Consider the following 24,646-nt stretch of genomic DNA (forward strand, 5'->3'; position numbering starts at 1 on the left):
GTTCAGGCGGCAGCGCGCAACGTTGCAGCGCGCATGTTCTGCTGAAGAGCAGGGCGCCGGGGCGAACGAACGCCAGACAGGCGCGCTTCCCGCAACGCCGGTGCCGGTCCTGCATTATCCATCCGCTTGCGCAGCACACGCAATTCCGAGCCGAGCGCGCGGTAGGCATGCCAGCCGCGCATGGCACTATCGGTCATCGTAAGCAGCGCGGCCAGCGCGGCGATGACAAGCAGGCATGTGATGGCGAATGCGATCATGGTGTTTCTCCGGCCTCGGGTCCTCCGCAGGTCCGGTGCAAAAACGTGGACCGGCTGTGGAAAACATGCTCATAAGATGTCGGCGACTCACTGAGTTGCGCTGACTGGAGCCTTTGTTCTCTTTTTGTTCTCGGCTGTCAAGCCGAAAGGGCACGTGCGATCGCGATTTCCCGTCGAATTGGTACTGGATTTTGCGCCCCGAAGTCGCTAAGTGGCGCGCTTCCGCGGGATGACCTGCGGAAAATCCACATGGAAAGCGCATCATACCGGTGCCTATGGCGGGCCAACCGCCTCGGGTTCTCCCGCTTTCCAGAGGTATAACCGGAAAGGAAATGACTTATGGCGGCTCCTACCGTCACGATGCAGCAATTGATCGAGGCCGGCGCACACTTCGGCCACCAGACCCACCGCTGGAACCCGCGCATGAAGCCGTACATCTTCGGCGCGCGCAACGGTGTCCACATCATCGACCTGTCGCAGACCGTGCCGCTGATGGCGCGTGCGCTCGATTTCGTCGCCTCCACCGCGCAGGGCGGCGGCAAGGTCCTGTTCGTCGGCACCAAGCGGCAGGCGCAGGAGCCGGTGGCCGAGGCAGCCCGCATGGCGGGCCAGCACTTCGTCAACCACCGCTGGCTGGGCGGCATGCTCACCAACTGGAAGACCATCAGCGGTTCGATCAAGCGTCTCAAGACGCTCGAGGAACAGCTGTCGGGCGACACTGGCGGCCTGACCAAGAAGGAAGTTCTCAACCTCACGCGCGAGCGTGACAAGCTGGAGCTTTCGCTCGGCGGCATCCGCGACATGGGCGGCATTCCCGACGTGATGATCGTGATCGACGCCAACAAGGAAGACCTCGCCATCAAGGAAGCCAACGTGCTTGGCATTCCCGTGGTTGCGGTGCTCGATTCGAACACCGACCCGACCGGCATTGCCTTCCCGGTTCCCGGTAACGACGATGCCAGCCGCGCCGTACGCCTCTATTGCGATGCCTTCGGCGAAGCTGCGCGCAAGGATGGTTCGAACGATCCGGGCATTGGCGAGATGGAAAATCCGCCCGCCGAAGCCGCTGCCGAGACTGCCGAAGCCAGCGCGTAACCGCGGCTTCACATTCGCTGACTAGCGACCCGGGGCCTAGCCTGTCTTTGCTGCAGGCCCCGGGGCCGCTCACCATATGAAAATCAAGGAATAGATCATGGGCGCTTTTACCGCCGCTGACGTGAAGAAACTCCGCGAGAAAACCGGCGCGGGCATGATGGACGCCAAGAAGGCGCTCGAAGGCGCGAATGGCGATATCGAAGCCGCAGTCGACGCGCTGCGCGCCAAGGGCCTCGCCACCGCGCAGAAGAAGTCCAGCCGTACCGCGGCGGAAGGTCTGGTCGGCGTTGCCATCGAAGGCACGAAGGGTGTGGCCGTGGAGGTCAACTCGGAAACCGACTTCGTCGCCAAGAACGACAAGTTCCAGGATTTCGTCCGCAAGACCACGCAGGTCGCGCTGGGCGCCAACACGGACGACGTCGAAACGCTGAAGGGCATGGATTACCCCGATGGCGGCACGATCGGCGACAAGCTGACCGACAATGTTGCCACCATTGGCGAGAACCAGCAGGTCCGTCGGATGAAGACCGTGACGGTCGATAACGGCTTGGTCGTGCCTTACATGCACAACGCGGTCGCCCCGAACCTGGGCAAGATCGGCGTGCTCGTCGCGCTCGAAAGCGAAGCGGATACCGCCAAGCTGGAAGAGCTGGGCACCAAGCTGGCCCAGCACATCGCCGCGGCATTCCCGCAGGCGCTGACCGCCGACGATCTGGATGCCGAGCTGATCGAGCGTGAGCGCAAGATCGCTGCCGAGAAGGCTGCCGAAAGCGGCAAGCCGGAAAACGTGCAGGAAAAGATGGTCGATGGCGCCGTGGCGAAGTTCGCCAAGGAAAACGCGCTGATGAGCCAGATCCTGGTCCACGACAACAAGACCCCGATCGAGCAGGTCGTGGCGCAGGCCGGCAAGGACGCGGGCAAGCCCATCGTCCTCAAGGATTACGTCCGCTTCCAGCTCGGGGAAGGCATCGAGAAAGAAGAAGCGGACTTCGCGGCCGAAGTCGCGGCGGCCGTGAAGGGCTGACGCTTCCGCACAACTTGCGACTTTCGCGGCCGTCGGACCCCCGGGTTCGGCGGCCGTTTCCGTATCCGCACTGTGCGCCCTCTTTAGAGCGCATTGTGGAAGTTCCGGAACCGCACTTCAAAGCGCTGTTAAGGTCTGCTGGCTGAAAAGCATCCTTCGTTGCACCTCTGAAACGTATGAAGCGAAAGCGCTGGCCGATGTCTGAAATGCCGAAGGTAGCCGTGGTCGACCGCTCGCCGGATGCGAAGGCGATCTCCGTCGTGCATTCGGTCGGGCTGGATGGAAGCGACCTTGCATTGTGCCTGCTCGAACAGAGCGAGGATTGCGTCAAACTTCTCAGCATCGATGGAAAACTGGAGTTCATGAACTGCGGTGGGATGAAGGCGATGGAAATCGACGATCCATCGGCAGTCTATGGCAAGTTCTGGTGGACGCTCTGGCCGCTAAGCGCGCAGGACATGGTGCGCGGTGTCTTCGACGAGGCGATCGGCGGCAAAACCAGTACGTTCGAAGCCACCTGCCCGACCGCAAAGGGCAATCCGCGTCGCTGGTCGGTGAATCTCAAGCCGATTTGCTCAAGGGCGGGGCCGGTCGTCTCCGTATTGGCGACGTCGCGAGAAATCCCTTTTCGCACCGAAGACTGAGCGTCTTCGTCTTTGCGGGCTGTGCTGTCAGCGTCGAGAGCCGCCGCCACGCAGTTCGATCAGCCAGATTTCGGGCCGGGTGCCGAAGCGGATCGGCAGGACGCTCGTGCCGAGCCCCGCGCCCACGATCGCCGTGCCGTGCGGATCGTCGGTCCGCCCGCACGCGAACCGCTTGCCATAGCGCGACTGGGTCGCAATCGCGCCGACCAGCGGCAGCTTGATCTGCCCGCAGTGCGTGTGGCCGGCAAGTACGACCGAGCCTTCGGGAAGGTCGGGCAGCGAATCCGGGCTGTGGCCGAGGAACACTTGCGCGCCCTCCAGCTTTGCCATCGCCGCGCGCGTTTTCGCGATGTCGTCGTGCCCGGTATATTCGTCGTCGAGTCCGCCGATGACCAGCGGGCCGACCTGCGCGGCGTCGTTCTCCAGTATGGTGACGGGTGTTTTCGCCAATGCGCGCCTCAGGTCCGGCCAGCCGAACCAGTGATCGTGATTGCCCGGCACGAGGAAGGTGCCGAGCCGCGCATACAGCGCGGCCAGCGGAGCGACCGCCGCCTCCGCGCTGTAAATCTTCGTGCCCAGCTTCTTTTCACTGATCAGGTCTCCGGCGATCAGCACGGCATCGGGCTCCAGCGCGTTGATCTGTGTGACGATCCGCTCGAGCCGCTCGGGCGGCATGTCGGGGCCGGCGACGTGGATGTCCGAGATCAGCGCGAGCGTGACGGGATCTGCCCCCGGTGCCATGTCGGGCAACATCACGCTCGTGCGGCGCACCACCGGGTCCGCCAGCGTATCGCGCCATGCTTTCGCCGCGACGAACACCAACGCCGCCAGCAATGCGATCAGAAGGGCGAGCAGTACGATCCGTGCGCGGCCGGAAGGGAGGAGACGTCCAAGCATCGCACCGGGATGATCCAAGCGGGCCACACAGGCAAGCGCGATCAAAACAGCGCGCCATGCCGTTGCCACCCGCACCCGCTCGCGGTAGGGCCTTGCGACTTTCGCAATTCGAGACCCGACCCCCATGCCGATCAGCAACGCCAAGCGTATCCTTCTGAAACTCTCCGGCGAAGTGTTGATGGGCGAGCAGGAGTTCGGCATCGATCCCGCATTCGTCAGCGAACTCGCCGGGGAGGTGAAGCAGGCCAGGGACGCAGGTTGGGAAATCTGCCTCGTAATTGGTGGCGGCAACATCTTTCGCGGCATGGCGGGCGCGGCGCAGGGCATGGACCGCGCGCAGGCCGATTACATGGGCATGCTCGCCACAGTCATGAACGCGCTGGCTATGCAGAGCGCGCTCGAACAGCTTGGCGTGCCGACCCGTGTGCAGAGCGCGGTGCAGATGGACCAGGTGTGCGAGCCGGTGATCCGCCGCCGGGCGGAGCGGCACCTGGAAAAGGGCCGGATCGTGATCTTCGCCGCCGGCGTCGGCGCGCCGTACTTCACCACCGACAGCGGGGCGGCGCTGCGCGCGGCCGAAATGCGCTGCGACGCGCTGTTCAAAGGCACGAGCGTGGACGGAGTGTACGATTCCGACCCCAAGAAGAATGCCGATGCAAAGCGATATGATTCAGTCACGTACGACAAGGTGCTGGCGGACAACCTGAAGGTTATGGACGCCAGCGCAGTGGCGCTGTGTCGGGACAACAACATCCCCATCGTTGTGTTCTCGATCCGCGAGAAGGGCAATCTCGCCCGCGTACTCGCTGGGCAAGGCGCACAGACCATCGTACGAAACGATTAAGTTCAAGAGGATGTAGGAAGGCCAACCATGGCGAAATACGACAAGAGCGATATCGAGCGCCGCATGCAGGGCGCGGTGGAAAGCCTGAAGGGCGATCTGGCGGGGCTGCGCACGGGGCGCGCAAACACCAGCCTGCTCGATCCGGTGCAGGTGGAAGTCTACGGCTCGATGATGCCGCTCAATCAGGTGGCCACCGTCTCCGCGCCCGAACCGCGCATGCTGAGCGTGCAGGTGTGGGACAAGGGCAATGTCAGCGCGGTGGAAAAGGGCATTGCCCACGCGAACCTGGGCCTCAACCCGATGCAGGACGGCCAGACGCTGCGCATTCCCATGCCCGATCTGACCGAGGAACGGCGCCGCGAACTCGCCAAGCTTGCCGGCAAGTATGCCGAGAACGCCAAGATCGCGATCCGCAACGTGCGCCGCGACGGTATGGAAGCGCTCAAGGAAGACGAGAAGAAGAAGGAAATCTCCGAAGACGAGCGCAAGCGTGCCGAGGACGATGTCCAGAAGCTGACCGACAAGTATACGAGCGAGGCGGATACCGCTGCGGAAGCCAAGGAAAAGGAAATCATGACGCAGTGAGGATGCGGGCTGCCGTCCCTTATCCGCATGTCCGAACGGGGTTGGTCGATGTCTGACGAACCTGTTGGCGGCGCGCGCCATGTTGCCATCATCATGGATGGCAACGGGCGCTGGGCGAAACGCCGCGGGCTGCCGCGTGCGATCGGCCACAAGCGCGGCGTGGAGGCGGTCCGCACGCTCGTGCGCAGCCTCGAAGGCACGGGCATCGAGTGCCTGACGCTCTATGCCTTCTCGGCGGAGAACTGGAAGCGCCCGGAGGAAGAGGTTTCCGACCTCATGAACCTGATGCGCAACTTCATCCGGACCGATCTGGAAGAGTTCGTGAAGAACGGCGTTCGGCTGAAGATCGTCGGCGACTGGCGGGCGCTGGATGCCGATATCGTCGCCATGCTGGAAGATGCGCTGGAGCGTACCGCACAGGGGACGCATACGGTCGCGGTCGCGCTCAATTACGGATCGCAGCAGGAGATCGCGCAGGCCGCCCGGGCGGCTGGCCGGGAAGGCGAGATCACGCCCGAAGCGATTGAACGCCATCTGTTCACCGCCGACCTGCCACCGGTCGACCTGCTGATACGGACCAGTGGCGAGGTGCGCCTGTCCAACTTTTTGTTATGGCAGATGGCCTATGCAGAGATGATCTTCGTCGAGACGCTGTGGCCGGACTTCACCCCGGAGCATCTCAAGGCCGCGTTGAGCGACTTCGCGAAGAGGGAGAGGCGCTATGGCGGACGATGACGAGACCCGCGCGGACGACGCGCACGAGCCCGAGGCGCAGCCGCTGATTGGCGGCGAGCCGGAGAATCCGACGCTGGCCGAGGTGCGCGAGCACTCGCGCCGCAAGACATTCGGCATCAGGGCCGCATCCGCCCTGGTGATGATCGCGATTGTCGCGGGCGTCTACTGGGCGCTGGGCGAGCGGGGCCTGGACCTGATCGTGGGCGCGGTTGCCGCTCTGTGCTTCCTGGAATTCATCTTTCTCGTCATCAAGGCGACTGGCAACATTCCCTACCGGTTGGCAGGCATCCTTGCCGGCGCCGCCTATATCGGGCTTTCTGCCGTCATCCTGATCGATGCGGACATGCAGGCCTTCTACATCGTCCTCGGCGTGGTGATCCTCGCCGATACCTTCGCCTACCTTTTCGGCACGCTGATCGGCGGCCCGCGCATCCTGCCCAAAGTCAGCCCCAACAAGACATGGGCGGGCCTGCTGGGCGGCATGTTCGGCGGGTTGCTGGCCATGAGCCCGCTGATCTTCCTGACCTGGCGGCAGGGCACGCTGGATTCGCAGTCGCTGACCGTCTTTGCCATCGCCGGGCCCGTTCTGGCTGTGGTCGCGCAGAGTGGCGACCTGTTCGAAAGCTGGCTGAAGCGCAAGGCGGGGGTCAAGGATTCGAGCCGACTGATCCCTGGCCACGGCGGTTTCTTCGATCGCTTCGACGGCGTGATCCCGGTGTCCATCCTCGTCGGCATCGTCGTATCGTTGAGCCTGTAGGTCCGATGCGTTCCATATCCATTCTGGGCAGCACCGGGTCTGTCGGTGATTCCACGCTCAAGCTTCTGCGTGAGGATCGGGATAGCTGGCGGGTCGAGGCGCTCACTGCGCATTGCAGCGCTGCCAAGCTCGCCGATCTGGCGCGCGAGTTCGACGCGAAAATCGCAGTGGTGAGCGACGAAGCATGCCTGCCCGAACTGCGCGATGCGCTGAGCGGCAGCGGGATCGAGGCGGCGGGTGGCCGGGCTGCGCTGATCGAGGCGGCGAGCCGCCCGGTCGATATCTCGATGGCCGCTATCGTGGGCTGTGCCGGGCTGGCCCCCGTCATGGCCGCGATAGAGCAGGGCGGGACCATCGCTCTTGCCAACAAGGAAGCGCTGGTTTCCGCCGGTGAGGTGATGACCGACGCGGTGGCGAAGCACGGCGCCACGCTCCTCCCCGTCGATTCCGAGCACAACGCGATCTTCCAGTGCCTTGCCGGCAATCGCCTGTCCGAAGTTCGAATGATCACGCTTACCGCCAGCGGCGGGCCCCTGCGGCTGCATTCGGCGCAGGAACTCGAACGGGTGACGCCGGATGAAGCTGTTGCTCACCCCAATTGGGACATGGGGGCAAAGATCAGCGTCGATTCCGCAACCATGATGAACAAGGGGCTCGAGCTGATCGAGGCACACCACCTGTTCCCCGTCGGCCTCGACAAGATCCGTATTCTCGTTCACCCGCAAAGTGTCATCCACTCGATGGTCGAGTACCGCGATCATTCCACGCTGGCGCAGCTCGGCCCGTCGGACATGATGGTGCCCATCGCATCCTGTCTCGCCTGGCCCCGCCGCATGGAAACGCCGTGCGATCCGCTGGACCTCGCCGCCATTGGACAGCTGACCTTCTTCGCACCCGACGAGGTTCGTTTTCCCGCCACCCGGCTTGCGCGAGAAGCTTGCGAGGAGGGTGGGGCGGCCCCGGCAATCCTCAATGCCGCCAACGAGATAGCCGTTGCGGCCTTTCTGGCCGGTCACATTCCGTTCACCCGTATCGCGTCACTGGTGGAGGACGTCCTGACTCGCGCGGACAGACCGTCGCGACCGGCCACGCTGGAAGATGTACTGGCGGTCGATGAATCTGCCCGCAGGCAGGCGCAGGACATTCTGGAGAACGCATGATCGAACAGCCCCCCTTCTGGATGTGGATTCTAGGCTTCCTGCTTGTGCTGGGGCCGCTTGTGACCTTGCATGAGCTTGGCCACCTCCTGGTCGGACGCCTGCTGGGGGTGGAGGCGCAGGCCTTCTCTGTCGGCTTCGGCAAGGAGCTGGTTGGTTTCAACGACAGTCGCGGCACGCGCTGGCGGATTTCCGCACTGCCGCTGGGCGGTTACGTGCAGTTCAAGGGCGATATGAACCCGGCGAGCATTCCCGACCCCAATGCGCCCGCAGAGCCGGGCGCATTCCAGAATGCATCGCTGTGGCGCCGCGCGCTGATTGTCTTCGCAGGGCCAGCGACCAATATCCTGATCGCGGTCGGCATCTTCGCCGCCTTCTTCATGTTGATCGGTCGTCCGGTGCCCGTGGATGCCGCGCAGCAGTTGACCGTGGCCGGTTTCAGCGAGGAATCGCCCGCCCAGGCAGCGGGGATCGAGGTCGGCGACCGGATCGTGACGCTCGACGGGGAAGCGATCGAAAGTTTCCGCGATCTTCAGCAGGAAGTGATGCTTCACCCTGAGACACCGATGACGCTGGGCGTCGAGCGGGCAGGGCGCACCCTCGATTTTCCGATCACGACCATGAGCCACGAGGTGGAGGACCGTTTCGGGAATGTTTCGAAAATCGGTCTTCTCGGTGTCGAGTCGGCAGGTGTCGAATACGACTTCGTTCCCGAAGGGCCCCTCGCGGCAATCGGCAGCGGGGTGGAGCAATCGGTCGATACGTTTTCGATGATGATCACCGGCATCAAGCAGATCGTGACCGGGCAGCGCTCGGTGCGCGAGTTGGGCGGCCCGGTAAAGATCGCAAAGTTTTCCGGCGAACAGCTGAGCCTGGGCTGGATTGCGTTCATCAATTTCGCTGCGCTGATCTCACTTAATTTGGCATTCATTAACCTGCTGCCAATCCCGGCGCTCGACGGTGGCCACCTGGCTTTCTACGCGGCGGAGGCGATCCGCCGGAAACCGGTTGGCCCCCGTGCGATGGAAATGGCGTATCGCACCGGCGTGGCTCTCGTGCTCGCGTTGATGCTATTCGTGACTATCAACGATCTGGCTTCGCTGACGCTGTTCGGCTGACCGCGAAGTCGACACGGGACACGGGAGGCCGACCCACCAGCGAATGGCACCAGCTTGAAAGGGGCGCGCGTATCGGGCAGAGGGCGCCGGATCAGACGATCCGGAGGTTCGATACGGATAAGCCAGGTGCGATCCGGGGTCGAAACAATTTGACGGGACATTTTCGCCAATGATGGCCATCGAAACGGGCGCGACGCGCCGCTCGCCCAATATCCGCAATTATGCGCTCGCACTGTTGGTCGGCACGACGCTGGCCGGGCTGCCGCAGGCCGCCTTTGCGCAGGAGACGGGCGAGGACGCTGCGCAGACCACTGCAACGGAGAGCGATCCGGCCGCCGAGCCGCAGGCGACAAGTGCACGGCAGGGCGACACGATCCGCACGATTTCCGTTCGCGGCGTGCAGCGGCTCGAACCGCAGACCATCCTCAGCTACGTGCGGCTGCGCCCAGGTGACGAATACACCACCGCCGCCGCCGACCAGGCGCTGAAGGACCTTGCCGCGACGGAGCTTTTCGAAAGCTTCACGATTCGCAACGACAACGGCGCCGTGCTGATCGACGTGGTGGAAAACCCGGTCATCAACCGGATCATCCTTGAAGGCAACGATCGGCTCGACAGCGACAAGATCCTGCCCGAGATCAAGCTGTCGCCGCGCCAGATCTTCACCCGGTCCAAGGTCCGTGCAGACGTCGCCCGCATTATCGAGCTGTACAAGCGCCAGGGACGGTTTGCCGCCACGGTCGAGCCCAAGACCGTCGAACTGAGCCAGAACCGCGTCGATCTCGTTTTCGAGATCAGCGAAGGGCCCAAGTCGCGGGTGCAGCAGATCAACATCATCGGGAACGATGCGTTTTCCGATGGCAAGCTGAAAGGCGAGATGGTCACCAAGGAGACCGGCCTGTTCAGCTTCCTCAGCGGCAATACCAGCTACGATCCCGACAAGCTCGCCTTCGACCAGCAGAAGCTGCGCGAATTCTACCTGACGCAAGGCTATGTGGACTTCCGGGTCGTATCCGCCGTGGCCGAACTGACGCCCGACCGGCGCGACTTCATCATCACTTACGTGGTCGAGGAAGGCGAACGCTACAAGTTCGGCGATGTCGAGGTGACCAGCGAAATCCGCGATTTCGACGGAGACGCGCTGACCAATAACCTCACCATCCAGGAAGGCGACTGGTACGACGCCAAGCGGATCGAGGATACGGTCGAACAGCTCAGCGAACTGGCCGGCCGCTTCGGCTACGCCTTTGCCGACGTACGCCCGCAGTTCCGCCGCAACGCGGACGATCTGACCATGGATGTGACCATGGTCATCAACGAGGCGCCGCGCGTTTATATCGAACGGGTCGACGTCAATGGAAACACGCTGACGCAGGACAAGGTTATTCGCCGCGAATTCCGCTCTGCGGAAGGGGATGCGTTCAACTCCCTGGCGGTCAACCGCACCACCGCTCGCATCAATTCGCTCGGCTATTTCCAGGAAGGCTTCGAGGTCGAGCAGCGGGAAACCGCATCGCCCGACCGGATCATCCTGGAAGCCAATGTGGAAGAACAGCCGACCGGCGAACTGCAGCTTTCGGCGGGCTTCTCCTCGATCGAGAGCTTCCTGTTCTCCGGCTCGATCCGTCAGCGCAATTTCCGCGGCCGCGGGCAGACCATCGGCGCATCGGCCCAGATTTCGCGCTTCTCGAATTCGGTCAACCTGAGCTTTACCGAGCCCTACGTGTTCGATCGCAACATCTCGCTTGGCGCTGATATCTACCGCCGCGACGTGAACAGCTTCAACCTCCAGAACCGCGACCAGACCCGTTATCAGCAGGTCACGACCGGCGGATCGGTGCGCTTGGGCGTGCCGCTGACCGAATACGCCTCGCTGGTGGGGAGCTACACGCTCAACTACGATCAGGTCACGGTCGACGAGAACGAGTTCTTCAACGACTTCGATGGCGACGGCATCCGCGAATGCGAGCCGCTGCTGGCATCGCGCTTCATCTGCGATACGCTGGGCAATCGCACGAGCTCGATCCTCGGCCTCAATTTCACCTATAACTCCCTCAACAGCTTCTATCGCCCGACCCGCGGCGAACGCCTTACGCTCGGCCTGGATTATGCAGGTCTTGGCGGTGACGTGAACTACGTTCGCGTACGCGGGCAGGGTGCCAAGTACTGGCCGATCTTCGGCGATTTCATCTTCTCGCTGCAGGCAGAGGGTGGTTACATCAAGGGTCTGAAGGATCGTGGGCCTGGCCGTGACGACGTGCTTTTGACCGACCGCTTCTTCCTTGGCGAACCGCAGTTCCGCGGGTTCGATATCCGCGGTGTCGGCCCGCGCGTCCTGCGCCAGCCGATCATCGACGATGGCGACGGCAACCCGCTGGTTGTCACGGATCGCGATCGCAACTCCGACGACGCGATCGGCGGCAACGCCTATTATCTCGGCCGTGCCGAGCTGGAAATTCCGCTGGGCACGGGCGCGCGCGAGCTGGGTCTGCGTCCGTCGATCTTCCTCGACGTGGGCGCGCTGTTCAATGTCGAGACGCCGCAGCTGCAGAACAGCCCCTTCCCGGACGGGATCAGCTTCCAGCTGCGCGATGCGAACGGAAATCCGCTCTTCATCGATGGTAGCGGTCTGGCCACGACGGACACGACCGATGATGACGGCAATCCGCTGTCGCCTCTGGAACGGACAATCCAGCCGTTCCAGGAAATCTTCCTCGGCAACAGTGCCGCGCCGCGCATTTCCGTGGGCATCGGGGTGAACTGGAATTCCCCCTTCGGGCCGTTCCGGATCGATCTGGCGCATGTGATCCGCAAGGAACCGGGCGACGACACCAAGACACTCTCATTCAACGTAGGGACGCAATTCTGATGAAACTTGCCAAAGCAACGCTCGCTCTCGCGACCGCTCTGGGCGCGACGCTCACCGCGGCACCCGCCGCAGCACAGGTCAACGGGATCGCGCTCAGCAATCCCGAGGTCGTGATCCTCCAGAGCCAGGCCCGGCAGGCCGCCTACCAGCAGATCGGCCAGACCTATCAGAGCCAGATCCAGCAGGTCAGCACGCTGCGCCAGGAAACGAATGCGCTGGAGCAGAGCCTGGATACCAATTCCGACGGCCAGCTGACCGAGGCGGAGGTGCAGGCCAATCCGGCGGTGGTCCAGCAGATCAACCAGAAGGAACAGCAGATCGGCCAGCTCTACCAGCCGATCGCTCTCGCCCAGACCTATGCGATCGAACAGCTGGTTAACGACTACGAGAACGCGCAGAACCAGGTCATGCAGCAGAAGGGCATTCAGATGCTGTTGTCGCCCGATGCGGTCCAGTCGGCCCCGGATAGCGCCAATGTCACCGGCGACATCGTAGCCGCGCTGAACTCCCGCATGCCGAGCGTGCAGACCACGCCGCCGCAGGGCTGGCAGCCGAACCGCCAGTCGGTCGCGCTGCAGCAGCGTATCCAGCAGATCCTGCTCGGCCTCGCGCAGCAGCAGGCGATGGCACAGGCGCAGCAGCAGGCGGGCCAGCCGCAGGCTCCCGCGCAGCCGACCGGGCGTTAAGACCATCGCCGAGGTAGAGAATTCCGGCGCGAGCGAAGCGCGCTCGATGGATGTGCGGCAGGTGCTCAAGGCCCTGCCGCACCGTTACCCTTTGCTGCTCGTCGATCGGGTCGAAGACCTGACGCTGGGGGAAGATATCCACGCGGTGAAGGCGGTGACCTTCAACGAGGATTTCTTCCAGGGCCATTTTCCGGGCGCGCCGATCATGCCAGGCGTCCTGCAGATCGAGGCGCTTGCACAAGCCGCCGCGATCCTCGGGATCGAGACGCTTGAACTGGCTGGAACCGGCAAGCTGGTCTATTTCATGGGCATCGAGGGGGCCAAGTTCCGCGCGCCCGTGACGCCGGGCTGTCTGCTCGATCTGAAGGTCTCGTTCCTGCAGAAGCGCAGCCGCGTCTACAAGTTTGCCGGCAAGGCGAGCGTGAACGGCAAGGTGACCTGCGAATGCGAGTTCACCGCGATGATCGCCGACCCGCCCGAATAGGCGAGAAGGCTTGCCAATAGCGCGCGATGAGACTATCCGCGCGCCTTTCCCACCCAACAGCTGGACCGGTCGGAACCGTTCCGAGGCTATGGAGACATGACATGAAGGCCGAAGGGCACCCCGATTATCACACCATCAACGTCAAGATGACCGATGGTACCGAATTCCAGACCCGCTCCACCTGGGGCAAGGAAGGCGACACGCTGACGCTGGAAATCGATCCGACCAGCCACCCGGCCTGGACCGGCGGCAAGCAGCAGCTTCAGGAAGGTGGCCGCGTGGCCGCGTTCAACAAGCGCTTCGGCGGGCTCAGCCTCAAGAAGTAACGCTTTTACCAGCTTTGCGGCGTTCGCGCCGCGAGGGAAGGGCGGTCCGACGGGGCCGCCCTTTTTCGTCAGCGCAACCGGGCTGGCCCGCTTTACCCGGCGCAGGCGACGCAGCGTGTCGCGATAGGACGCGCTTTCAGCCGCTCGCGAGCGATCGGCTTCCCGCACTGGCTGCACCTGCCATAGGTGCCGTTCTCGATCCGCAGAAGCGCCATCCGGATTTGCGCTATCTCCTGCCGCAGAACGCCATCGACGCCCTCGAGCGCTTCGTCATCGGCCAGATCGATGGCCTGTTCGCTCGAATCGGCATCGAGGGCGTGGCGCAGATCGTCTTCGATCACGTCGGCCCGCTCGAGCAGGTCCGCGAGCCGTTGCTTGAGCTGTTCGCGCAGATCGCCGTAGTCGTTCATTGCCACTCTCCTGTGACCTTCGTCTCCAAAGTACTAGCAGGAAGCGGTGGAGTGGATATTGATCTCGCTCAATTCCGGAAGACGGTCGAAGTTTCTGCACCGCGGATCATGCCTCACCATCCCCATGGCTTCTCGCGATACCACTTCGTGATCACGTATTTCATGCCTTTGCGCACCTTCATCCCGTGGTGCATCGTATTGGGATTGACCGACTGGTCGGGGCGCCGGTTGTTCCAGCAGATCAGCTTGCCCGTTTCCGGCTGGAAGCTCTTCTTGATCGTCTTGAAGCGAGTCACGCCGCCAGCCTCGGGCTCATTGAGATAGATCATGAAGGTCCAGGTGCGCTGGCCCGCGACCGAGCAATATTTCTCCCAGTCCTGGCCATCCGGGTTGAAATAGTCGCAATGCGCCTTGAATTCCTGCCCGACGGCGTAGCGCTGGCCCTGTAACGGCTCGCCATACGCGGGGTCGATTCCCGAAAGGTCGGCCAGCATGGCGTCGAGCCTTTGCGAGCGCGGGTCGTCCATCGGCAGATCGCAGGTTTCGCTGGTCCGGAAAAACTCGTCACCATCGAAATCGGCCAGCGTGGAAGGCCGCCGCTTGGCCTCGATCATGGTGATGAGTTCGGCGCAGAATTCGGCGTCGAGAAACCCGCGTTTCTGCAACAGCTCCAGCTTGTCGTAGGGCAGCCGCTGCATGCCCTTGGCTGCCAACTCTCTGGCATCGGATTCGCCCGGATCGCGCATGCCGGCCCCATGCGCGAGACACAGGGCCTTTTGCAAGGCGCGTAATAATAATGCGTCAGAATTCTAAATTCTGTCAAATTCGCTTTGTGTTTGGCTTTTTCGCCGCAAGCGAATATCGCGCACGCGTTCTGCCCTTGACGCAAGGATTCGTGCGCGTAACTGCCACCTTCCTTGCGCGGCTGCGCCGGGGCATATGGCGATCGTAGCTCAGTTGGTTAGAGCGCCGGTTTGTGGTACCGGAGGTCGGGGGTTCGAGACCCCTCGATCGCCCCATTTTCTCCAGCATGTCCCGACAGGCCCGAATGACACTGTTGGGATGATGCAAAGGCGATGAACGCGTTCTGGACCGAGCCCGATTTCGACAACCATGAGGTTGTCCACTTCGTACACGACGAAAAGCGGGGCCTCACCGCGATTATCGCGCTTCATTCGACGCACCTCGGCCCCGCAGCGGGCGGCACGCGCTTCTGGCATTACGCGCAGCCCGGCGCGGCGATGCGAGACGCGCTGCGCCTGAGCCGCGGGATGAGCTACAAGAACGCCATGGCCGGTCTGCCGATGGGCGGGGGCAAGGCGGTGATCCTCGCATCCGAAGACCGCGCGAAGACGCCTGAGATGCTGGCTGCCTTCGGCGATGCGGTCGAAGGGCTGGGCGGCAAGTATGTGACGGCCGAAGATGTCGGCATCTCCGTGGAAGACATGGTGGCCGTGAAGCAGCGCACCGAATACGTCTCCGGCCTGCCGGTCGGCGAAGGCGAGGCGGGGGGCAATCCCGGCCCGTTCACCGCGCTGGGCATCTATCTGGGCATCAAGGCCGCTGTGCAGCACAAGCTGGGCAAGGACAGCGTCGAGGGCGTGCATGTCGCGGTGCAGGGCACAGGCAGCGTGGGCGGCGGTGTCGCCCGGCTGCTGGCGAAAGACGGCGCGAAGCTGACGCTGGCAGACATCAACTCTGACAATGCCGAGGCGCTGGCGAGCGAGCTGGGGGCGGACACCGTATCGGCCGAAGCGATCATGTCGGTCGGCTGCGATGTCTTCAGCCCCAACGCGCTGGGCGCGATCCTCAACGAGGAAGGCATCGCCCGGCTCGATTGCGCCATCGTGGCGGGCGGTGCGAACAACCAGCTCGCCCGGCCCGAGCATGGCGCCGTACTTGCGCAGCGCGGCATCCTCTACGCGCCGGACTACGTCATCAACGCGGGCGGCATCATCAGCGTGACGATGGAATACCTGTGCCGCCGCGAAAGCGCGCCTTGCGATATCAACGAAGTGCGCAAGCGCATCGCCCTGATTCCCGATCGGCTGAAGACCATCTGGCGGGAAAGCGAGGCCACCGGATCCTCCCCCGACCGGGTCGCCGATGCGATGGCCCAGAAGCTGATCGGACGGGGGTAATCACGCCGGAGTGATCGCCCCTTCCGGCCGGTCCGAACGCCTTCGCGCGCCTTGCGTGAAGGGCGTGGGATGGGCATAGGGACGCGCGATAAAGACATGCACGGTTTCGCCAATCCCCGCCGGTTTCTTGCGCTTGCCCGCAGGCTGACCCCGATCCTTGTCGGAGTAGGTCTGGCGGCCTCTACGGCTGCCATCCTGTGGGGCCTTATCGCCGTGCCGCCCGACCGGCTGATGGGCGAGACGGTGCGGATCATTTTCATCCATGTGCCGACCGCATGGCTCGGCATGGCGGGTTGGGGCACCATCGCGGGGGCGAGCCTCGCCTTCATCGTGTGGCGGCATCCGCTGGCAGCGCTCGCCGCACGCGCCGCCGCGGTGCCGGGCGCGGTGTTCACCGCCCTGTGCCTCGTGACAGGATCGATCTGGGGCCGGCCCACCTGGGGCACCTGGTGGGTGTGGGACGGACGGCTGACCAGCATGCTGATCCTGCTGTTCCTCTACCTCGCCTATATTGCGCTCAGCCAGGCGGTGGAGCGCGAGGGCGCTTCCGCGCGGCTGCCCGCGATCTTCGGACTGGTCGGCGCGGTCAATATCCCGATCATCAACCGTTCGGTCGTGTGGTGGAACTCGCTCCACCAGCCGCCCAGCATCACCACCGGCGGCAGCAGCATCGACGGGGTCTTCCTGTGGCCCATGCTGATCGCGCTGATCGGCTTCACCTGTATTTTCGCCGCCTGCGTGCTGATGAACATGCGGGCATTGCTGGCGCAGACCCAGGCCGAGGCCCGCCTGCGCCGCCGGGCGATGGAAGCCGAGGCGGACGCATGATCCGCGAAGCACTCGACCAGTGGGACTACGTGATCGCGGCCTATGCGATTGCGATTCCGGCGATTGTCGCCTTGCTGGCCTTCTGCTGGCAGCGCATGCGCAGGGCGGAGCGGCTGCGCGATGCGGCGCGTAGCGAAGGGAAGCGGAAGAAATGAGTGTCACTTCGAACTCCACTCTGGCGCCCAAGCACCAGCGCCTCATCCTCGTGCTGGTCGCGCTTTTCGTGCTGATCGCCGCGGGGCTTCTGGCGGCGTGGGGCCTGCGCAGCCAGGCGGACTATTTCTACCTGCCGGAGGATATCGCGGAGAACCCGCCCGAGCCGGGGCGTGCGATCCGGCTCGGTGGCATGGTCCAGAACGGCTCTATCCGCACCCTGGACGATGGGGTGACCATCGCGTTCGCGGTGGTCGGGCGCGAGGGCAATGCCGTTCCTGTCACGTATCGAGGTATCGTGCCGGACCTGTTCGTGGAAGGCTCGGGCGTGATCGCGAACGGGCGCCTTGCGAAGGGCGGCACGTTCGAGGCGGAGACCCTGCTCGCCAAGCATGACGAAAACTACACGCCGCGCGAACTCGAAGGCCTGAGCGACGGGGCCATGCACGAGGTTCTGGAAGAGAGCGCCGCGCAATGATGGGTGCGCACAGGCCATGATCGCCGAACTCGGCCTTGCTGCCCTGTGGCTCGCCGCAGGGCTGTGCGTGCTGCAGCTGTTCGCGGGCGTGCTCGGCGCGCGCGCCGGGGATGACGGCGTGGTGAGCGCGCTCACGCGGCCCGCTGCTATCGTGCAGGGCCTCGTGCTGCTCGTTTCCTTCGCGTGCCTGCTGCGCGTTTTTGCGGTCACCGATCTTTCGGTCGCGCTGGTTGCGGCAAACAGCCATGCGGACAAGCCGCTCATCTATCGCATCTCGGGCGCCTGGGGGAACCACGAGGGCTCGATGCTGCTGTGGGTGACGATCCTTGGCCTGTGCAGTGCGCTGGTCGCCGCGTTCGAGCGGCGCATGGACGATCGCTTCATGAAGTCGATGCTCGCCGCGCAGGCCTTCATCGGCTTGGGCTTCATCGCGTTCCTTCTGTTCAGTTCCAACCCCTTTGCGCGCCTGAACCCGCCCGCCGATTTCGGTGCGGGATTGAACCCGCTGCTGCAGGATATCGGCCTCGCGCTGCATCCGCCCACCCTCTACCTCGGCTATGTCGGGCTGTCGGTGGCCTTCAGCTTCGTGGTCGCCGGGCTGGTGACGCGGCAGGCAGGGCCGGAGCTGGCCCGCGTGATGCGGCCGTGGGTGCTGGCTGCCTGGATCGCGCTCACGCTCGGAATAGCGGCGGGCAGTTACTGGGCCTATTACGAGCTGGGCTGGGGCGGCTGGTGGTTCTGGGACCCGGTCGAAAATGCGTCCCTGATGCCGTGGCTTGCGGCTACCGCGCTGCTCCATTCGGTCGGCGTGCTGGCCGCGCGCGATGCGCTGCGCACATGGACGATCATGCTGGGCGTGGTCGCGTTCTCGATGAGCATGGTCGGCACCTTCCTGGTCCGCTCGGGCATCCTTACCAGCGTGCATGCCTTTGCCGTCGATCCCGAACGCGGCGGCTTCATCCTTGCCTTGCTGGCGCTCTACGTGGGCGGTGCCTTCGCCCTGTTCGCCTTGCGGGCGGGCGCACTGGCGGAGGGCAAGCGGTTTGCCACCATCAGCCGCGAAGGCGCACTGGTGTTCAACAACGTGATGCTCAGCGCCATTCTGGCGGTGGTGCTGCTCGGCACGCTCTATCCGCTGCTGGCGGAGGCATTCGGCACGCGGGTGTCCATCGGCCCGCCTTACTACAACCCGGTTACCGCGGTTTTCGCCGTTCCGATGCTGCTGGTTCTGCTGGTGGGGCCGATGCTGCGCTGGAAGCGCGACAAGCTTTCGCGCGTCCGTGTACCGGTGGCGCTCTGCGTGGCGATCCTCGCTGCTGGGCTGACGGTGCTGGTCTTCTTCACGGAGGCGGGCGTGCTGTCGACGATCGGGCTCGCTCTGGCCGCCGCACTCGCTTTGGCGAGCTGGTTTCCACTGCGTGGGCGCAAGCTGCGCAGGGTTCCGCTGGCGCTCTGGGGCTCGATGCTCGCGCATTTCGGTATCGCGGTGAGCCTGTTCGGAATGGCGAGCGAGAGCGCCTTCTCGATCGAGCGGCTGGTGGCGGTAGAGGCAGGAGACGTGGTCGAGGTCGGCCCGTTCACGGCCAGCCTGCGCGCGGTGGAGCCGGTTGCCGGGCCCAACTGGAGCGCGCTTCAGGGAGACATCCTGGTGAGCCGTGGCGGCAGCGAAACGGTACTGCAGCCCCAGGCGCGCTATTTCACCGAACCTGCCCAGAACACCAGCGAGGCGGCCTTGCTCACCCGCTGGGACGGGCAGCTCTACGCCATCCTCGGCGATGCGGCAGGAGAGGGTCGCTGGCAGCTGCGCCTGTGGTGGAAGCCCTTCGTGACGCTGATCTGGTACGGTGCGCTGCTGATCGCTCTGGGAGGTCTGCTGTCGATCTTCGGCCACCTGCGGGGCAGCGCACGCTCACGCAAAATCCGTGAGGAAGTGGCGCGCCGCCGGGCCGAGAAAGAGCGGAGGGCGCGGGCATGAAGCGGCTCTGGCTGATCCTCCCTCTGGCGTTGTTCGCGGTGTTTCTGGGCGTTGCGGGCTACCAGCTGACGCAGCCGAAGGACGAATTCGTCCGCAGCACCATGATCGGCAAGCCGCTGCCCGCGTTCGATCTTCCCGGTGCCACGGACGAGGCGCCGCGCGTGGCATCGGCAAGTTTCGCGGATGGCCAGCCGCGCCTGCTCAACGTGTGGGCGACATGGTGCGTGCCGTGCATCGCCGAAGCGCCCCAGCTGGAAGAACTTGCCGAGCGTGGGGTCCCGATCGTCGGCGTGGCGATTCGCGACGAACCCGAGGCGATTGCCCGTTTCCTGGAAAACTACGGCAACCCGTACGAAGTCATCGCGCGTGACGATATTGCCGAATTGCAGCTCGGCCTCGGTTCCAGCGGCATCCCCGAAACCTTCGTAGTCGATGGCGACGGGATCATCCGTTACCAGCATATCGGCGATATTCGCGCGGATGACGTGGACGAGATTTACGCGGCGTGGGAGGATGCACGATGATCGCGACCGGTCTTGCCGCCATCGCGCTTGCGGTTGCCGCGCCCGGAGCGGGGCAGGCGGTATCCAGCGCGCCGCTCGCCAACACGCAGCTCGCCGATCCGCAGGCCGAGGCGCAGGCGCAGGACCTGATGGAAGAACTGCGCTGCCTCACCTGCCAGTCCCAGTCGATTGCCGATAGCAACGCGCCCATGGCGGGCGACATGCGCCACCAGGTGCGCAGCCGTATCGCGGCGGGCGAAAGCCCCGAGGAAGTCCGCGCGTGGCTGGTGGAACGCTATGGCGACTACATCACCTATCGCCCCGGTATCGGGTCGGCGACATGGCCGCTTTACGCCCTGCCGATCCTGTTCCTGCTGATTGCACTGGTGGTGCTCGTCCGGCGTCTGGGGAGGAACGGCGAATGATCGGGACCTGGATTGCCGTCGGCGGGCTTGCGCTCGTTGCCCTTGGCGCCGCCCTTCTTGTGGCGAGAGAAAGCCGGCGCGTTTGGACCTTGTTCGCCACCGCGCTGGTCTTCGCGCTTGCTGGCTATGCCTGGCAGGGCGCGCCCGATCTGGCGGGCTCGCCCCACCAGGCAGTGCGCGACGTCTCGCCCACCTCGGACGCGCTGATCGATGCGCGGCGCCGGTTCTACAATGTGGAAGGTATTCTGCCCTCGCGCTTCGTGGTCACCGCAGACGGTTTTTCCCGCCGCGGACAGCATCAGGATGCGGCCGGTCTATTGCGAAACGCGGTAAGCGAGCAGCCCGACGACGGCGAGGCATGGCTCGCCCTTGCGCTGGCGCTGGCCGAACATACGCGCGGCACGATCACGCCCCCCGTCGCCTATGCTTTCCAGCGCGCGCGGGAAACGTCGCCCGCCAATGTTGCGCCGGGATATTTCCAGGGCCTGCTGGCGCTTCGCACGGGCGCTCTGGCCGAGGCGCGCGACCTGTGGGCCGATGCGCTTGCCGGGGCACCAGAAGATGCCAGAGGCCGCGACTTCGTGGCGCAGCAGCTGGAACGGCTGGACGGTGTGATCGGCGTACTTGGTGACCGGGCGTCGCAGGCAGGGCCGCAGGGTGGGCCCATGATGCCGCCGCCCGGTGGTGCGCCCGCCCCGTGACCCGGGGCGTGGGGCTGATCGTGAGGCATGTTGCACTTGCACACGGGCGCTGCTAACCGCGCGCGTCTCCCCTCCAAGGGTGAAGACCGCGCCTGCCGGAGGCTCGCAGGCTTGAGTATGGCAATCTTTGCATGAGCGTTTCCGCACCCGGATCGGGCCCTGAACCAGCCAACGGCAGCGCTGTGCCGCCGGCGAAGGGCACGACGGCGCACCAGGCGTCGACCGCGACTCTCGCCGTGGGGGCCGTAGGTATCGTCTTCGGCGATATCGGCACGAGCCCGCTCTATGCTTTCCGCGAAACCTTCGTAGGTCCCAATCCGCTGGCGCTGGATGCCGCGCATGTGCTTGGCGTGGTCAGCCTGATCTTCTGGTCGATGACGCTGATCGTGGCGATCCAGTATGTCAGCATCCTGATGCGCGCCGACAACAAGGGGCAAGGCGGTTCGCTGGCCCTCGTGGCGCTGATCTCCCGCTCCATCAGCAAGTCCAAATATGGCTGGCTGGCGATCCTGCTGGGCGTGTTTGCAACCTCGCTATTCTACGGCGATTCGATGATCACGCCCGCGATCTCGGTGCTGTCTGCGGTCGAGGGGCTGACCGTGGTGGACGAGGGACTGCAGGATTTCGTCATCCCCATCGCGCTGGGTCTGCTGGTCGGGCTGTTCCTGTTGCAAAGGCGCGGAACGGCCAAGGTCGGCGCGCTCTTCGCGCCGGTCATGATCGTCTATTTCACCGTCATCGCGCTGCTGGGCAGCTGGCAGATCATCCAGCACCCGCAAATCCTGTGGGCGCTCAGCCCGCACCATGCGATTAATTTCTTCATCCTCGATGGCTGGCTGGCCTTCCTCGCGCTGGGGTCGGTCGTGCTGGCTGTCACCGGCTCCGAAGCGCTCTATTCGGACATGGGCCATTTCGGGCGCGGCCCGATGCGGCTCAGCTGGTTCGGCTTCGTGATGCCGTGCCTGCTTCTGAACTATTTCGGGCAGGGTGCGATGATGATCAGCCTGCCGGCAGAGGCTGCCGCGCAGGCGATCGAGAGCCCGTTCTTCTTCCTCGCCAGCGAGCAGTGGCGTTTGCCGCTGGTGTTCCTCGCCACGGTCGCCACCTTCATCGCCAGCCAGGCGGTGATCTCGGGCGCGTTCTCGATCACCCACCAGGCGATGCAGCTGGGTTATATTCCGCGCCTGTCGGTCCGCCATACGAGCGAGAGCGAGGCGGGGCAGATCTACATTCCGGCGGTCAACTGGGCGCTGATGATCGCGGTCATCATCCTGGTGCTGACCTTCCAGAACTCGTCCAACCTCGCCAGTGCCTACGGCATTGCCGTGACAGGCGCCGTCACCATCGACACGCTGTTGATGGGCGTACTGTTCGTGGGGGTGTGGAAGTGGAAATGGTGGGTCGCCGCGCCCATCGTGCTGCTGTTCCTGATCGTCGACGGGGCGTACTTCGCGGCGAACCTGACCAAGATCGCCGATGGCGGCTGGTTCCCGCTGATCGTGGGCCTGATCGCCTTCACCTTGCTGACCACGTGGGCGCGCGGGCGCAAGCTGATGCGCGACCGGATGGGCGAAGTCGCGCTGCCGATCGAAATCTTTGCCAAGTCCGCGCAGAACAGCGCCACGCGCGTGCCGGGCACCGCGATCTTCATGGCGTCGAGCACAGCGGGCGTCCCGTCCGCGCTTCTGCACAACATCAAGCACAACAAGGTGTTGCACGAACGTGTGGTGATCCTGACTGTCGAGATCGAGGACGTGCCCTACGTGGATGCCGACAAGCGCTGCGAATTCACCGAGATCGGCAGCGGGTTCTACCGCGCGGTGCTGCACTATGGCTTCATGGACGAACCCAACGTGCCCGAAGGCCTCAAGAGCATGAGCCGCTGCGGGGGCACTTTTGACATGATGGAAACGAGCTTCTTCCTCAGCCGCCAGACCCTGCTGCCGAGCGAGAAGCCGGGCATGCCGATCTGGCGCGAGAAGATCTTCGCCTGGATGCTGCGTAATTCGGCCAGCGCGATGCAGTTCTTCCGCCTGCCCACCAATCGGGTCGTGGAGCTGGGGAGCCAGGTGCGGATTTAGGGTAGTGACGGTGCCGATCGCCTATCTGCGCCGGCTCATTGATCGTGAGTGGATCAAGGTGGATTGGGCGGGTCGGCCTACTTTAGGTCATCGCTTGATGGCATTTACGCCTTCGGCAATCTTTCTCATTCCGGCAATGCTGGTTGAGCGTTCCTCTTACGGGTGGAGCATTGCAATTCTGACCGTTGGCTTCGCGCTTTCGGCCGGAATCTATTTCTGGATTTTGCGGCGCCAGCTCGTCGGGATCGGGAGCTTTTCCACCACGCGTTCCGATCGTGTTGTGAAACGAAATCGACGGAAAGCAAATTCGGACGACACCTCGCCTGCTAAAGGCGACGAATAAAGGTCGTCATCCCAGCGAAAGCTGGGATCGCTCAAAGTCCCGCGAGATGCTGAGACAAATCGCGCCATTCCGAGTTGGCTGCCTCGATCAGTTCGATCTTGCAGGCGCGCCTCCAGGCCTTCATCGCTTTTTCACGCGCAATTCTATCGCGGATGTCTGCGTGATGCTCGGCCAGTACGAGGCGATCTAGCCCATAGCGGCGACAGAACTGCGAACCCTTGCCGTTTTTGTGCTGGGTAATCCGCGAAGCCAAGTCAGCAGCCACTCCGATGTAGAGCATGCCGTTCGGCTTGTTCGTCATGATGTAGGTCCAGCCGCCCATGCGGCATTATTAGCGCCTAGCTGTCAGCGATCCCAGCATTGGCGCGATGCGCCGTCTGCGACTCCGCTGGGATGACGAAGGGCTTGGGATGACGTCCCTTGTCACGCCCCCGTCGGCGGTTCCTCGTCGGGCAGGCCCTCGTTGCGCTCCGGGTCCAGGCCGTGGCGCAGCAGCATCGGGATCTGGGTGAAGGTAAATGCGAGGCTCAGGCCCATGAACACCCAGAGCTTGGCCCACAGCCATGTCTCGAAGCTCACCGACATGCGCAGGGCCTCGTTCAGCACGGCGAGGAACAGGAAGAAGAACCCCCAGTTACGCGACAGCTTGAGCCAGCCTTCCTGCGACAGGCCTTCGAACGCGGCTTCCAGCAGCCATTGCAGGAAGGCCTTGCCCTTGAGCCACCCAATCAGCAGCACGACCCCGAAAAAGGCGTAGAGCACGGTCGGCTTGACCTGCACGTAGAACGGATCGCGCAGCAGGATCGTCATGCCGCCGAAGCCCACGATCAGGACGGTCGAGAGCATCAGCATTTTGGAAACGTGGCCCAGCACCAGCTTGCTGGTGATCAGCGCTGCGATTGCCGCGACAATGAAAGCGCCCGTCGCCTTGATGATCGCCAGCAGCGTGCCGACCGAATCCTCGCCATCGGGCTGGAACAGGTAATAGCTGAGCAGGAACACGATCAGCGGACCGTAGTCGATCGCGACATTGAGCCAGCCGGACTTGGTTTTGGGAGTCTCTTGGGGGTCGGTAGACATGGTGTTCCGTTCGTCCTGAGCCTGTCGAAATCGTGGATGGGCGCAGCCCT

General features: G+C 64.0%; 29 protein-coding genes and 1 tRNA gene. 24 read left to right on the forward strand and 6 right to left on the reverse strand.

The genetic code is table 11. The annotated features are described in order from the left end of the window. Positions 1 to 2 precede the first annotated feature (2 nt). The gene (locus ADAD_RS0108155) at positions 3 to 257 is read right to left on the reverse strand and encodes a hypothetical protein (protein WP_010412317.1); all 255 of its coding nucleotides are present in this window, start codon (positions 255 to 257) and stop codon (positions 3 to 5) included. 339 nt (positions 258 to 596) lie between these two features. Between ADAD_RS0108155 and rpsB the strand changes: the two genes are divergently transcribed. From rpsB to ADAD_RS0108170, 3 genes are all read left to right on the forward strand, one after another. Further along, on the forward strand, positions 597 to 1,352 hold the full coding sequence (rpsB, locus tag ADAD_RS0108160) for a 30S ribosomal protein S2 (RefSeq protein WP_010412320.1): 756 nt from the start codon (positions 597 to 599) through the stop codon (positions 1,350 to 1,352). Positions 1,353 to 1,449: 97 nt separating this feature from the next. After that, a complete protein-coding gene (gene tsf / locus ADAD_RS0108165) occupies positions 1,450 to 2,376 on the forward strand; it encodes a translation elongation factor Ts (RefSeq protein ID WP_010412323.1) in 927 nt (308 codons plus the stop codon). A gap of 176 nt (positions 2,377 to 2,552) precedes the next feature. Beyond that, positions 2,553 to 3,020, forward strand: coding sequence for a PAS domain-containing protein (locus ADAD_RS0108170; protein ID WP_010412325.1), 468 nt, complete (start codon positions 2,553 to 2,555; stop codon positions 3,018 to 3,020). A 27-nt stretch (positions 3,021 to 3,047) separates the two neighbouring features. Here ADAD_RS0108170 and ADAD_RS0108175 read toward each other — a convergent pair whose 3' ends face one another. Next, a complete protein-coding gene (locus ADAD_RS0108175) occupies positions 3,048 to 3,917 on the reverse strand; it encodes a metallophosphoesterase (protein WP_033193263.1) in 870 nt (289 codons plus the stop codon). Between the two features lie 124 nt (positions 3,918 to 4,041). On the opposite strand from ADAD_RS0108175, the gene pyrH reads away from it, so the two are divergent. The 10 genes from pyrH to rpmE all read left to right on the forward strand — a co-directional run bounded on the left by pyrH (position 4,042) and on the right by rpmE (position 13,478). Then, a complete protein-coding gene (gene pyrH / locus ADAD_RS0108180) occupies positions 4,042 to 4,761 on the forward strand; it encodes a UMP kinase (protein WP_010412330.1) in 720 nt (239 codons plus the stop codon). Between the two features lie 27 nt (positions 4,762 to 4,788). Further along, positions 4,789 to 5,346 (forward strand): ribosome recycling factor, encoded by a 558-nt coding sequence (gene frr, locus ADAD_RS0108185; protein WP_010412334.1) that lies wholly within the window; start codon positions 4,789 to 4,791, stop codon positions 5,344 to 5,346. 48 nt (positions 5,347 to 5,394) lie between these two features. Then, positions 5,395 to 6,081 (forward strand): polyprenyl diphosphate synthase, encoded by a 687-nt coding sequence (gene uppS, locus ADAD_RS0108190; protein ID WP_029140007.1) that lies wholly within the window; start codon positions 5,395 to 5,397, stop codon positions 6,079 to 6,081. Continuing rightward, positions 6,068 to 6,838 carry a phosphatidate cytidylyltransferase gene (locus ADAD_RS0108195; RefSeq protein WP_010412340.1) on the forward strand — a complete coding sequence of 257 codons (771 nt, stop codon included), beginning with the start codon at positions 6,068 to 6,070 and terminating at the stop codon, positions 6,836 to 6,838. The genes uppS and ADAD_RS0108195 overlap by 14 nt, the downstream gene beginning before the upstream one ends. 5 nt (positions 6,839 to 6,843) lie before the next feature. Beyond that, entirely contained in the window at positions 6,844 to 7,998 is a 1,155-nt protein-coding gene (gene dxr, locus ADAD_RS0108200; protein WP_010412343.1) for a 1-deoxy-D-xylulose-5-phosphate reductoisomerase, read from the forward strand. Further along, positions 7,995 to 9,113 carry an RIP metalloprotease RseP gene (rseP, locus tag ADAD_RS0108205; protein WP_010412346.1) on the forward strand — a complete coding sequence of 373 codons (1,119 nt, stop codon included), beginning with the start codon at positions 7,995 to 7,997 and terminating at the stop codon, positions 9,111 to 9,113. Before dxr ends, rseP begins: the two co-directional genes overlap by 4 nt. Before the next feature lie 169 nt (positions 9,114 to 9,282). After that, complete coding sequence (gene bamA / locus ADAD_RS0108210; protein ID WP_010412349.1) at positions 9,283 to 11,982, forward strand: outer membrane protein assembly factor BamA; 2,700 nt, start codon at positions 9,283 to 9,285, stop codon at positions 11,980 to 11,982. Further along, positions 11,982 to 12,668, forward strand: coding sequence for an OmpH family outer membrane protein (locus ADAD_RS0108215; protein ID WP_010412352.1), 687 nt, complete (start codon positions 11,982 to 11,984; stop codon positions 12,666 to 12,668). The genes bamA and ADAD_RS0108215 overlap by 1 nt, the downstream gene beginning before the upstream one ends. Before the next feature lie 46 nt (positions 12,669 to 12,714). Next, positions 12,715 to 13,152, forward strand: coding sequence for a 3-hydroxyacyl-ACP dehydratase FabZ (gene fabZ / locus ADAD_RS0108220; RefSeq protein ID WP_010412355.1), 438 nt, complete (start codon positions 12,715 to 12,717; stop codon positions 13,150 to 13,152). A 101-nt stretch (positions 13,153 to 13,253) separates the two neighbouring features. Further along, positions 13,254 to 13,478: a 50S ribosomal protein L31 gene (gene rpmE, locus ADAD_RS0108225; protein ID WP_010412358.1), complete on the forward strand. Its 225-nt coding sequence runs from the start codon at positions 13,254 to 13,256 to the stop codon at positions 13,476 to 13,478. A 92-nt stretch (positions 13,479 to 13,570) separates the two neighbouring features. Here the strand turns inward: rpmE and ADAD_RS0108230 are convergent, their stop codons facing one another. Continuing rightward, complete coding sequence (locus tag ADAD_RS0108230) at positions 13,571 to 13,888, reverse strand: TraR/DksA family transcriptional regulator (RefSeq protein ID WP_010412360.1); 318 nt, start codon at positions 13,886 to 13,888, stop codon at positions 13,571 to 13,573. Positions 13,889 to 14,001: 113 nt separating this feature from the next. Next, positions 14,002 to 14,634 carry a prolyl hydroxylase family protein gene (locus ADAD_RS0108235; RefSeq protein ID WP_010412363.1) on the reverse strand — a complete coding sequence of 211 codons (633 nt, stop codon included), beginning with the start codon at positions 14,632 to 14,634 and terminating at the stop codon, positions 14,002 to 14,004. 196 nt (positions 14,635 to 14,830) lie between these two features. Here ADAD_RS0108235 and ADAD_RS0108240 point away from each other — a divergent pair. The 11 genes from ADAD_RS0108240 (at position 14,831) to ADAD_RS16840 (ending at position 23,516) form a co-directional block, all read left to right on the forward strand. Then, positions 14,831 to 14,907, forward strand: a tRNA-His gene (locus ADAD_RS0108240). 57 nt (positions 14,908 to 14,964) lie between these two features. Further along, entirely contained in the window at positions 14,965 to 16,029 is a 1,065-nt protein-coding gene (locus tag ADAD_RS0108245; RefSeq protein WP_010412366.1) for a Leu/Phe/Val dehydrogenase, read from the forward strand. Between the two features lie 96 nt (positions 16,030 to 16,125). After that, positions 16,126 to 16,857, forward strand: coding sequence for a heme ABC transporter permease CcmC (gene ccmC, locus ADAD_RS0108250; RefSeq protein WP_029140008.1), 732 nt, complete (start codon positions 16,126 to 16,128; stop codon positions 16,855 to 16,857). Then, the gene (locus tag ADAD_RS17105) at positions 16,854 to 17,012 is read left to right on the forward strand and encodes a hypothetical protein (protein WP_010412371.1); all 159 of its coding nucleotides are present in this window, start codon (positions 16,854 to 16,856) and stop codon (positions 17,010 to 17,012) included. The genes ccmC and ADAD_RS17105 overlap by 4 nt, the downstream gene beginning before the upstream one ends. After that, positions 17,009 to 17,488 carry a cytochrome c maturation protein CcmE gene (gene ccmE, locus ADAD_RS0108260; protein WP_010412374.1) on the forward strand — a complete coding sequence of 160 codons (480 nt, stop codon included), beginning with the start codon at positions 17,009 to 17,011 and terminating at the stop codon, positions 17,486 to 17,488. The genes ADAD_RS17105 and ccmE overlap by 4 nt, the downstream gene beginning before the upstream one ends. Positions 17,489 to 17,504: 16 nt before the next feature. Then, complete coding sequence (locus ADAD_RS0108265; protein ID WP_010412377.1) at positions 17,505 to 19,463, forward strand: heme lyase CcmF/NrfE family subunit; 1,959 nt, start codon at positions 17,505 to 17,507, stop codon at positions 19,461 to 19,463. Next, positions 19,460 to 19,987, forward strand: a complete 528-nt coding sequence (locus ADAD_RS0108270) for a DsbE family thiol:disulfide interchange protein (RefSeq protein ID WP_010412380.1) — start codon at positions 19,460 to 19,462, stop codon at positions 19,985 to 19,987. Before ADAD_RS0108265 ends, ADAD_RS0108270 begins: the two co-directional genes overlap by 4 nt. Beyond that, on the forward strand, positions 19,984 to 20,391 hold the full coding sequence (locus tag ADAD_RS0108275; protein WP_010412383.1) for a cytochrome c-type biogenesis protein: 408 nt from the start codon (positions 19,984 to 19,986) through the stop codon (positions 20,389 to 20,391). Before ADAD_RS0108270 ends, ADAD_RS0108275 begins: the two co-directional genes overlap by 4 nt. After that, a complete protein-coding gene (locus ADAD_RS0108280) occupies positions 20,388 to 21,092 on the forward strand; it encodes a tetratricopeptide repeat protein (RefSeq protein WP_010412386.1) in 705 nt (234 codons plus the stop codon). The genes ADAD_RS0108275 and ADAD_RS0108280 overlap by 4 nt, the downstream gene beginning before the upstream one ends. 131 nt (positions 21,093 to 21,223) lie before the next feature. Continuing rightward, positions 21,224 to 23,173: a potassium transporter Kup gene (locus tag ADAD_RS0108285; RefSeq protein ID WP_010412390.1), complete on the forward strand. Its 1,950-nt coding sequence runs from the start codon at positions 21,224 to 21,226 to the stop codon at positions 23,171 to 23,173. Positions 23,174 to 23,177: 4 nt separating this feature from the next. Then, on the forward strand, positions 23,178 to 23,516 hold the full coding sequence (locus ADAD_RS16840; RefSeq protein WP_139020393.1) for a hypothetical protein: 339 nt from the start codon (positions 23,178 to 23,180) through the stop codon (positions 23,514 to 23,516). Between the two features lie 31 nt (positions 23,517 to 23,547). Here ADAD_RS16840 and ADAD_RS0108295 read toward each other — a convergent pair whose 3' ends face one another. Next, a complete protein-coding gene (locus ADAD_RS0108295; RefSeq protein WP_010412394.1) occupies positions 23,548 to 23,838 on the reverse strand; it encodes a GIY-YIG nuclease family protein in 291 nt (96 codons plus the stop codon). 101 nt (positions 23,839 to 23,939) lie between these two features. Beyond that, entirely contained in the window at positions 23,940 to 24,596 is a 657-nt protein-coding gene (locus tag ADAD_RS0108300) for an inner membrane-spanning protein YciB (RefSeq protein ID WP_010412396.1), read from the reverse strand. Positions 24,597 to 24,646: the final 50 nt, after the last annotated feature.

It is taken from the genome of Citromicrobium sp. JLT1363 (assembly GCF_000186705.1).
Classification (GTDB): Bacteria; Pseudomonadota; Alphaproteobacteria; order Sphingomonadales; family Sphingomonadaceae; genus Alteriqipengyuania.

Coding starts and splice junctions, on each gene's coding strand:
- ccmC (WP_029140008.1), top strand. CDS start 16,126: ATGCACGGTTTCGCCAATCCCCGCCGGTTTCTTGCGCTTGCCCGCAGG.
- tsf (WP_010412323.1), top strand. CDS start 1,450: ATGGGCGCTTTTACCGCCGCTGACGTGAAGAAACTCCGCGAGAAAACC.
- ADAD_RS0108175 (WP_033193263.1), bottom strand. CDS start 3,917: ATGCTTGGACGTCTCCTCCCTTCCGGCCGCGCACGGATCGTACTGCTC.
- ADAD_RS0108230 (WP_010412360.1), bottom strand. CDS start 13,888: ATGAACGACTACGGCGATCTGCGCGAACAGCTCAAGCAACGGCTCGCG.
- fabZ (WP_010412355.1), top strand. CDS start 12,715: ATGGATGTGCGGCAGGTGCTCAAGGCCCTGCCGCACCGTTACCCTTTG.
- ADAD_RS0108280 (WP_010412386.1), top strand. CDS start 20,388: ATGATCGGGACCTGGATTGCCGTCGGCGGGCTTGCGCTCGTTGCCCTT.
- rpsB (WP_010412320.1), top strand. CDS start 597: ATGGCGGCTCCTACCGTCACGATGCAGCAATTGATCGAGGCCGGCGCA.
- ADAD_RS0108275 (WP_010412383.1), top strand. CDS start 19,984: ATGATCGCGACCGGTCTTGCCGCCATCGCGCTTGCGGTTGCCGCGCCC.
- rpmE (WP_010412358.1), top strand. CDS start 13,254: ATGAAGGCCGAAGGGCACCCCGATTATCACACCATCAACGTCAAGATG.
- ADAD_RS0108195 (WP_010412340.1), top strand. CDS start 6,068: ATGGCGGACGATGACGAGACCCGCGCGGACGACGCGCACGAGCCCGAG.
- ADAD_RS0108265 (WP_010412377.1), top strand. CDS start 17,505: ATGATCGCCGAACTCGGCCTTGCTGCCCTGTGGCTCGCCGCAGGGCTG.
- ADAD_RS0108170 (WP_010412325.1), top strand. CDS start 2,553: ATGAAGCGAAAGCGCTGGCCGATGTCTGAAATGCCGAAGGTAGCCGTG.
- ADAD_RS0108215 (WP_010412352.1), top strand. CDS start 11,982: ATGAAACTTGCCAAAGCAACGCTCGCTCTCGCGACCGCTCTGGGCGCG.
- frr (WP_010412334.1), top strand. CDS start 4,789: ATGGCGAAATACGACAAGAGCGATATCGAGCGCCGCATGCAGGGCGCG.
- ADAD_RS0108295 (WP_010412394.1), bottom strand. CDS start 23,838: ATGGGCGGCTGGACCTACATCATGACGAACAAGCCGAACGGCATGCTC.
- ADAD_RS0108270 (WP_010412380.1), top strand. CDS start 19,460: ATGAAGCGGCTCTGGCTGATCCTCCCTCTGGCGTTGTTCGCGGTGTTT.
- ADAD_RS0108245 (WP_010412366.1), top strand. CDS start 14,965: ATGAACGCGTTCTGGACCGAGCCCGATTTCGACAACCATGAGGTTGTC.
- bamA (WP_010412349.1), top strand. CDS start 9,283: ATGATGGCCATCGAAACGGGCGCGACGCGCCGCTCGCCCAATATCCGC.
- pyrH (WP_010412330.1), top strand. CDS start 4,042: ATGCCGATCAGCAACGCCAAGCGTATCCTTCTGAAACTCTCCGGCGAA.
- dxr (WP_010412343.1), top strand. CDS start 6,844: ATGCGTTCCATATCCATTCTGGGCAGCACCGGGTCTGTCGGTGATTCC.
- uppS (WP_029140007.1), top strand. CDS start 5,395: ATGTCTGACGAACCTGTTGGCGGCGCGCGCCATGTTGCCATCATCATG.
- ADAD_RS0108285 (WP_010412390.1), top strand. CDS start 21,224: ATGAGCGTTTCCGCACCCGGATCGGGCCCTGAACCAGCCAACGGCAGC.
- ccmE (WP_010412374.1), top strand. CDS start 17,009: ATGAGTGTCACTTCGAACTCCACTCTGGCGCCCAAGCACCAGCGCCTC.
- rseP (WP_010412346.1), top strand. CDS start 7,995: ATGATCGAACAGCCCCCCTTCTGGATGTGGATTCTAGGCTTCCTGCTT.
- ADAD_RS0108235 (WP_010412363.1), bottom strand. CDS start 14,634: ATGCGCGATCCGGGCGAATCCGATGCCAGAGAGTTGGCAGCCAAGGGC.
- ADAD_RS0108300 (WP_010412396.1), bottom strand. CDS start 24,596: ATGTCTACCGACCCCCAAGAGACTCCCAAAACCAAGTCCGGCTGGCTC.
- ADAD_RS0108155 (WP_010412317.1), bottom strand. CDS start 257: ATGATCGCATTCGCCATCACATGCCTGCTTGTCATCGCCGCGCTGGCC.
- ADAD_RS17105 (WP_010412371.1), top strand. CDS start 16,854: ATGATCCGCGAAGCACTCGACCAGTGGGACTACGTGATCGCGGCCTAT.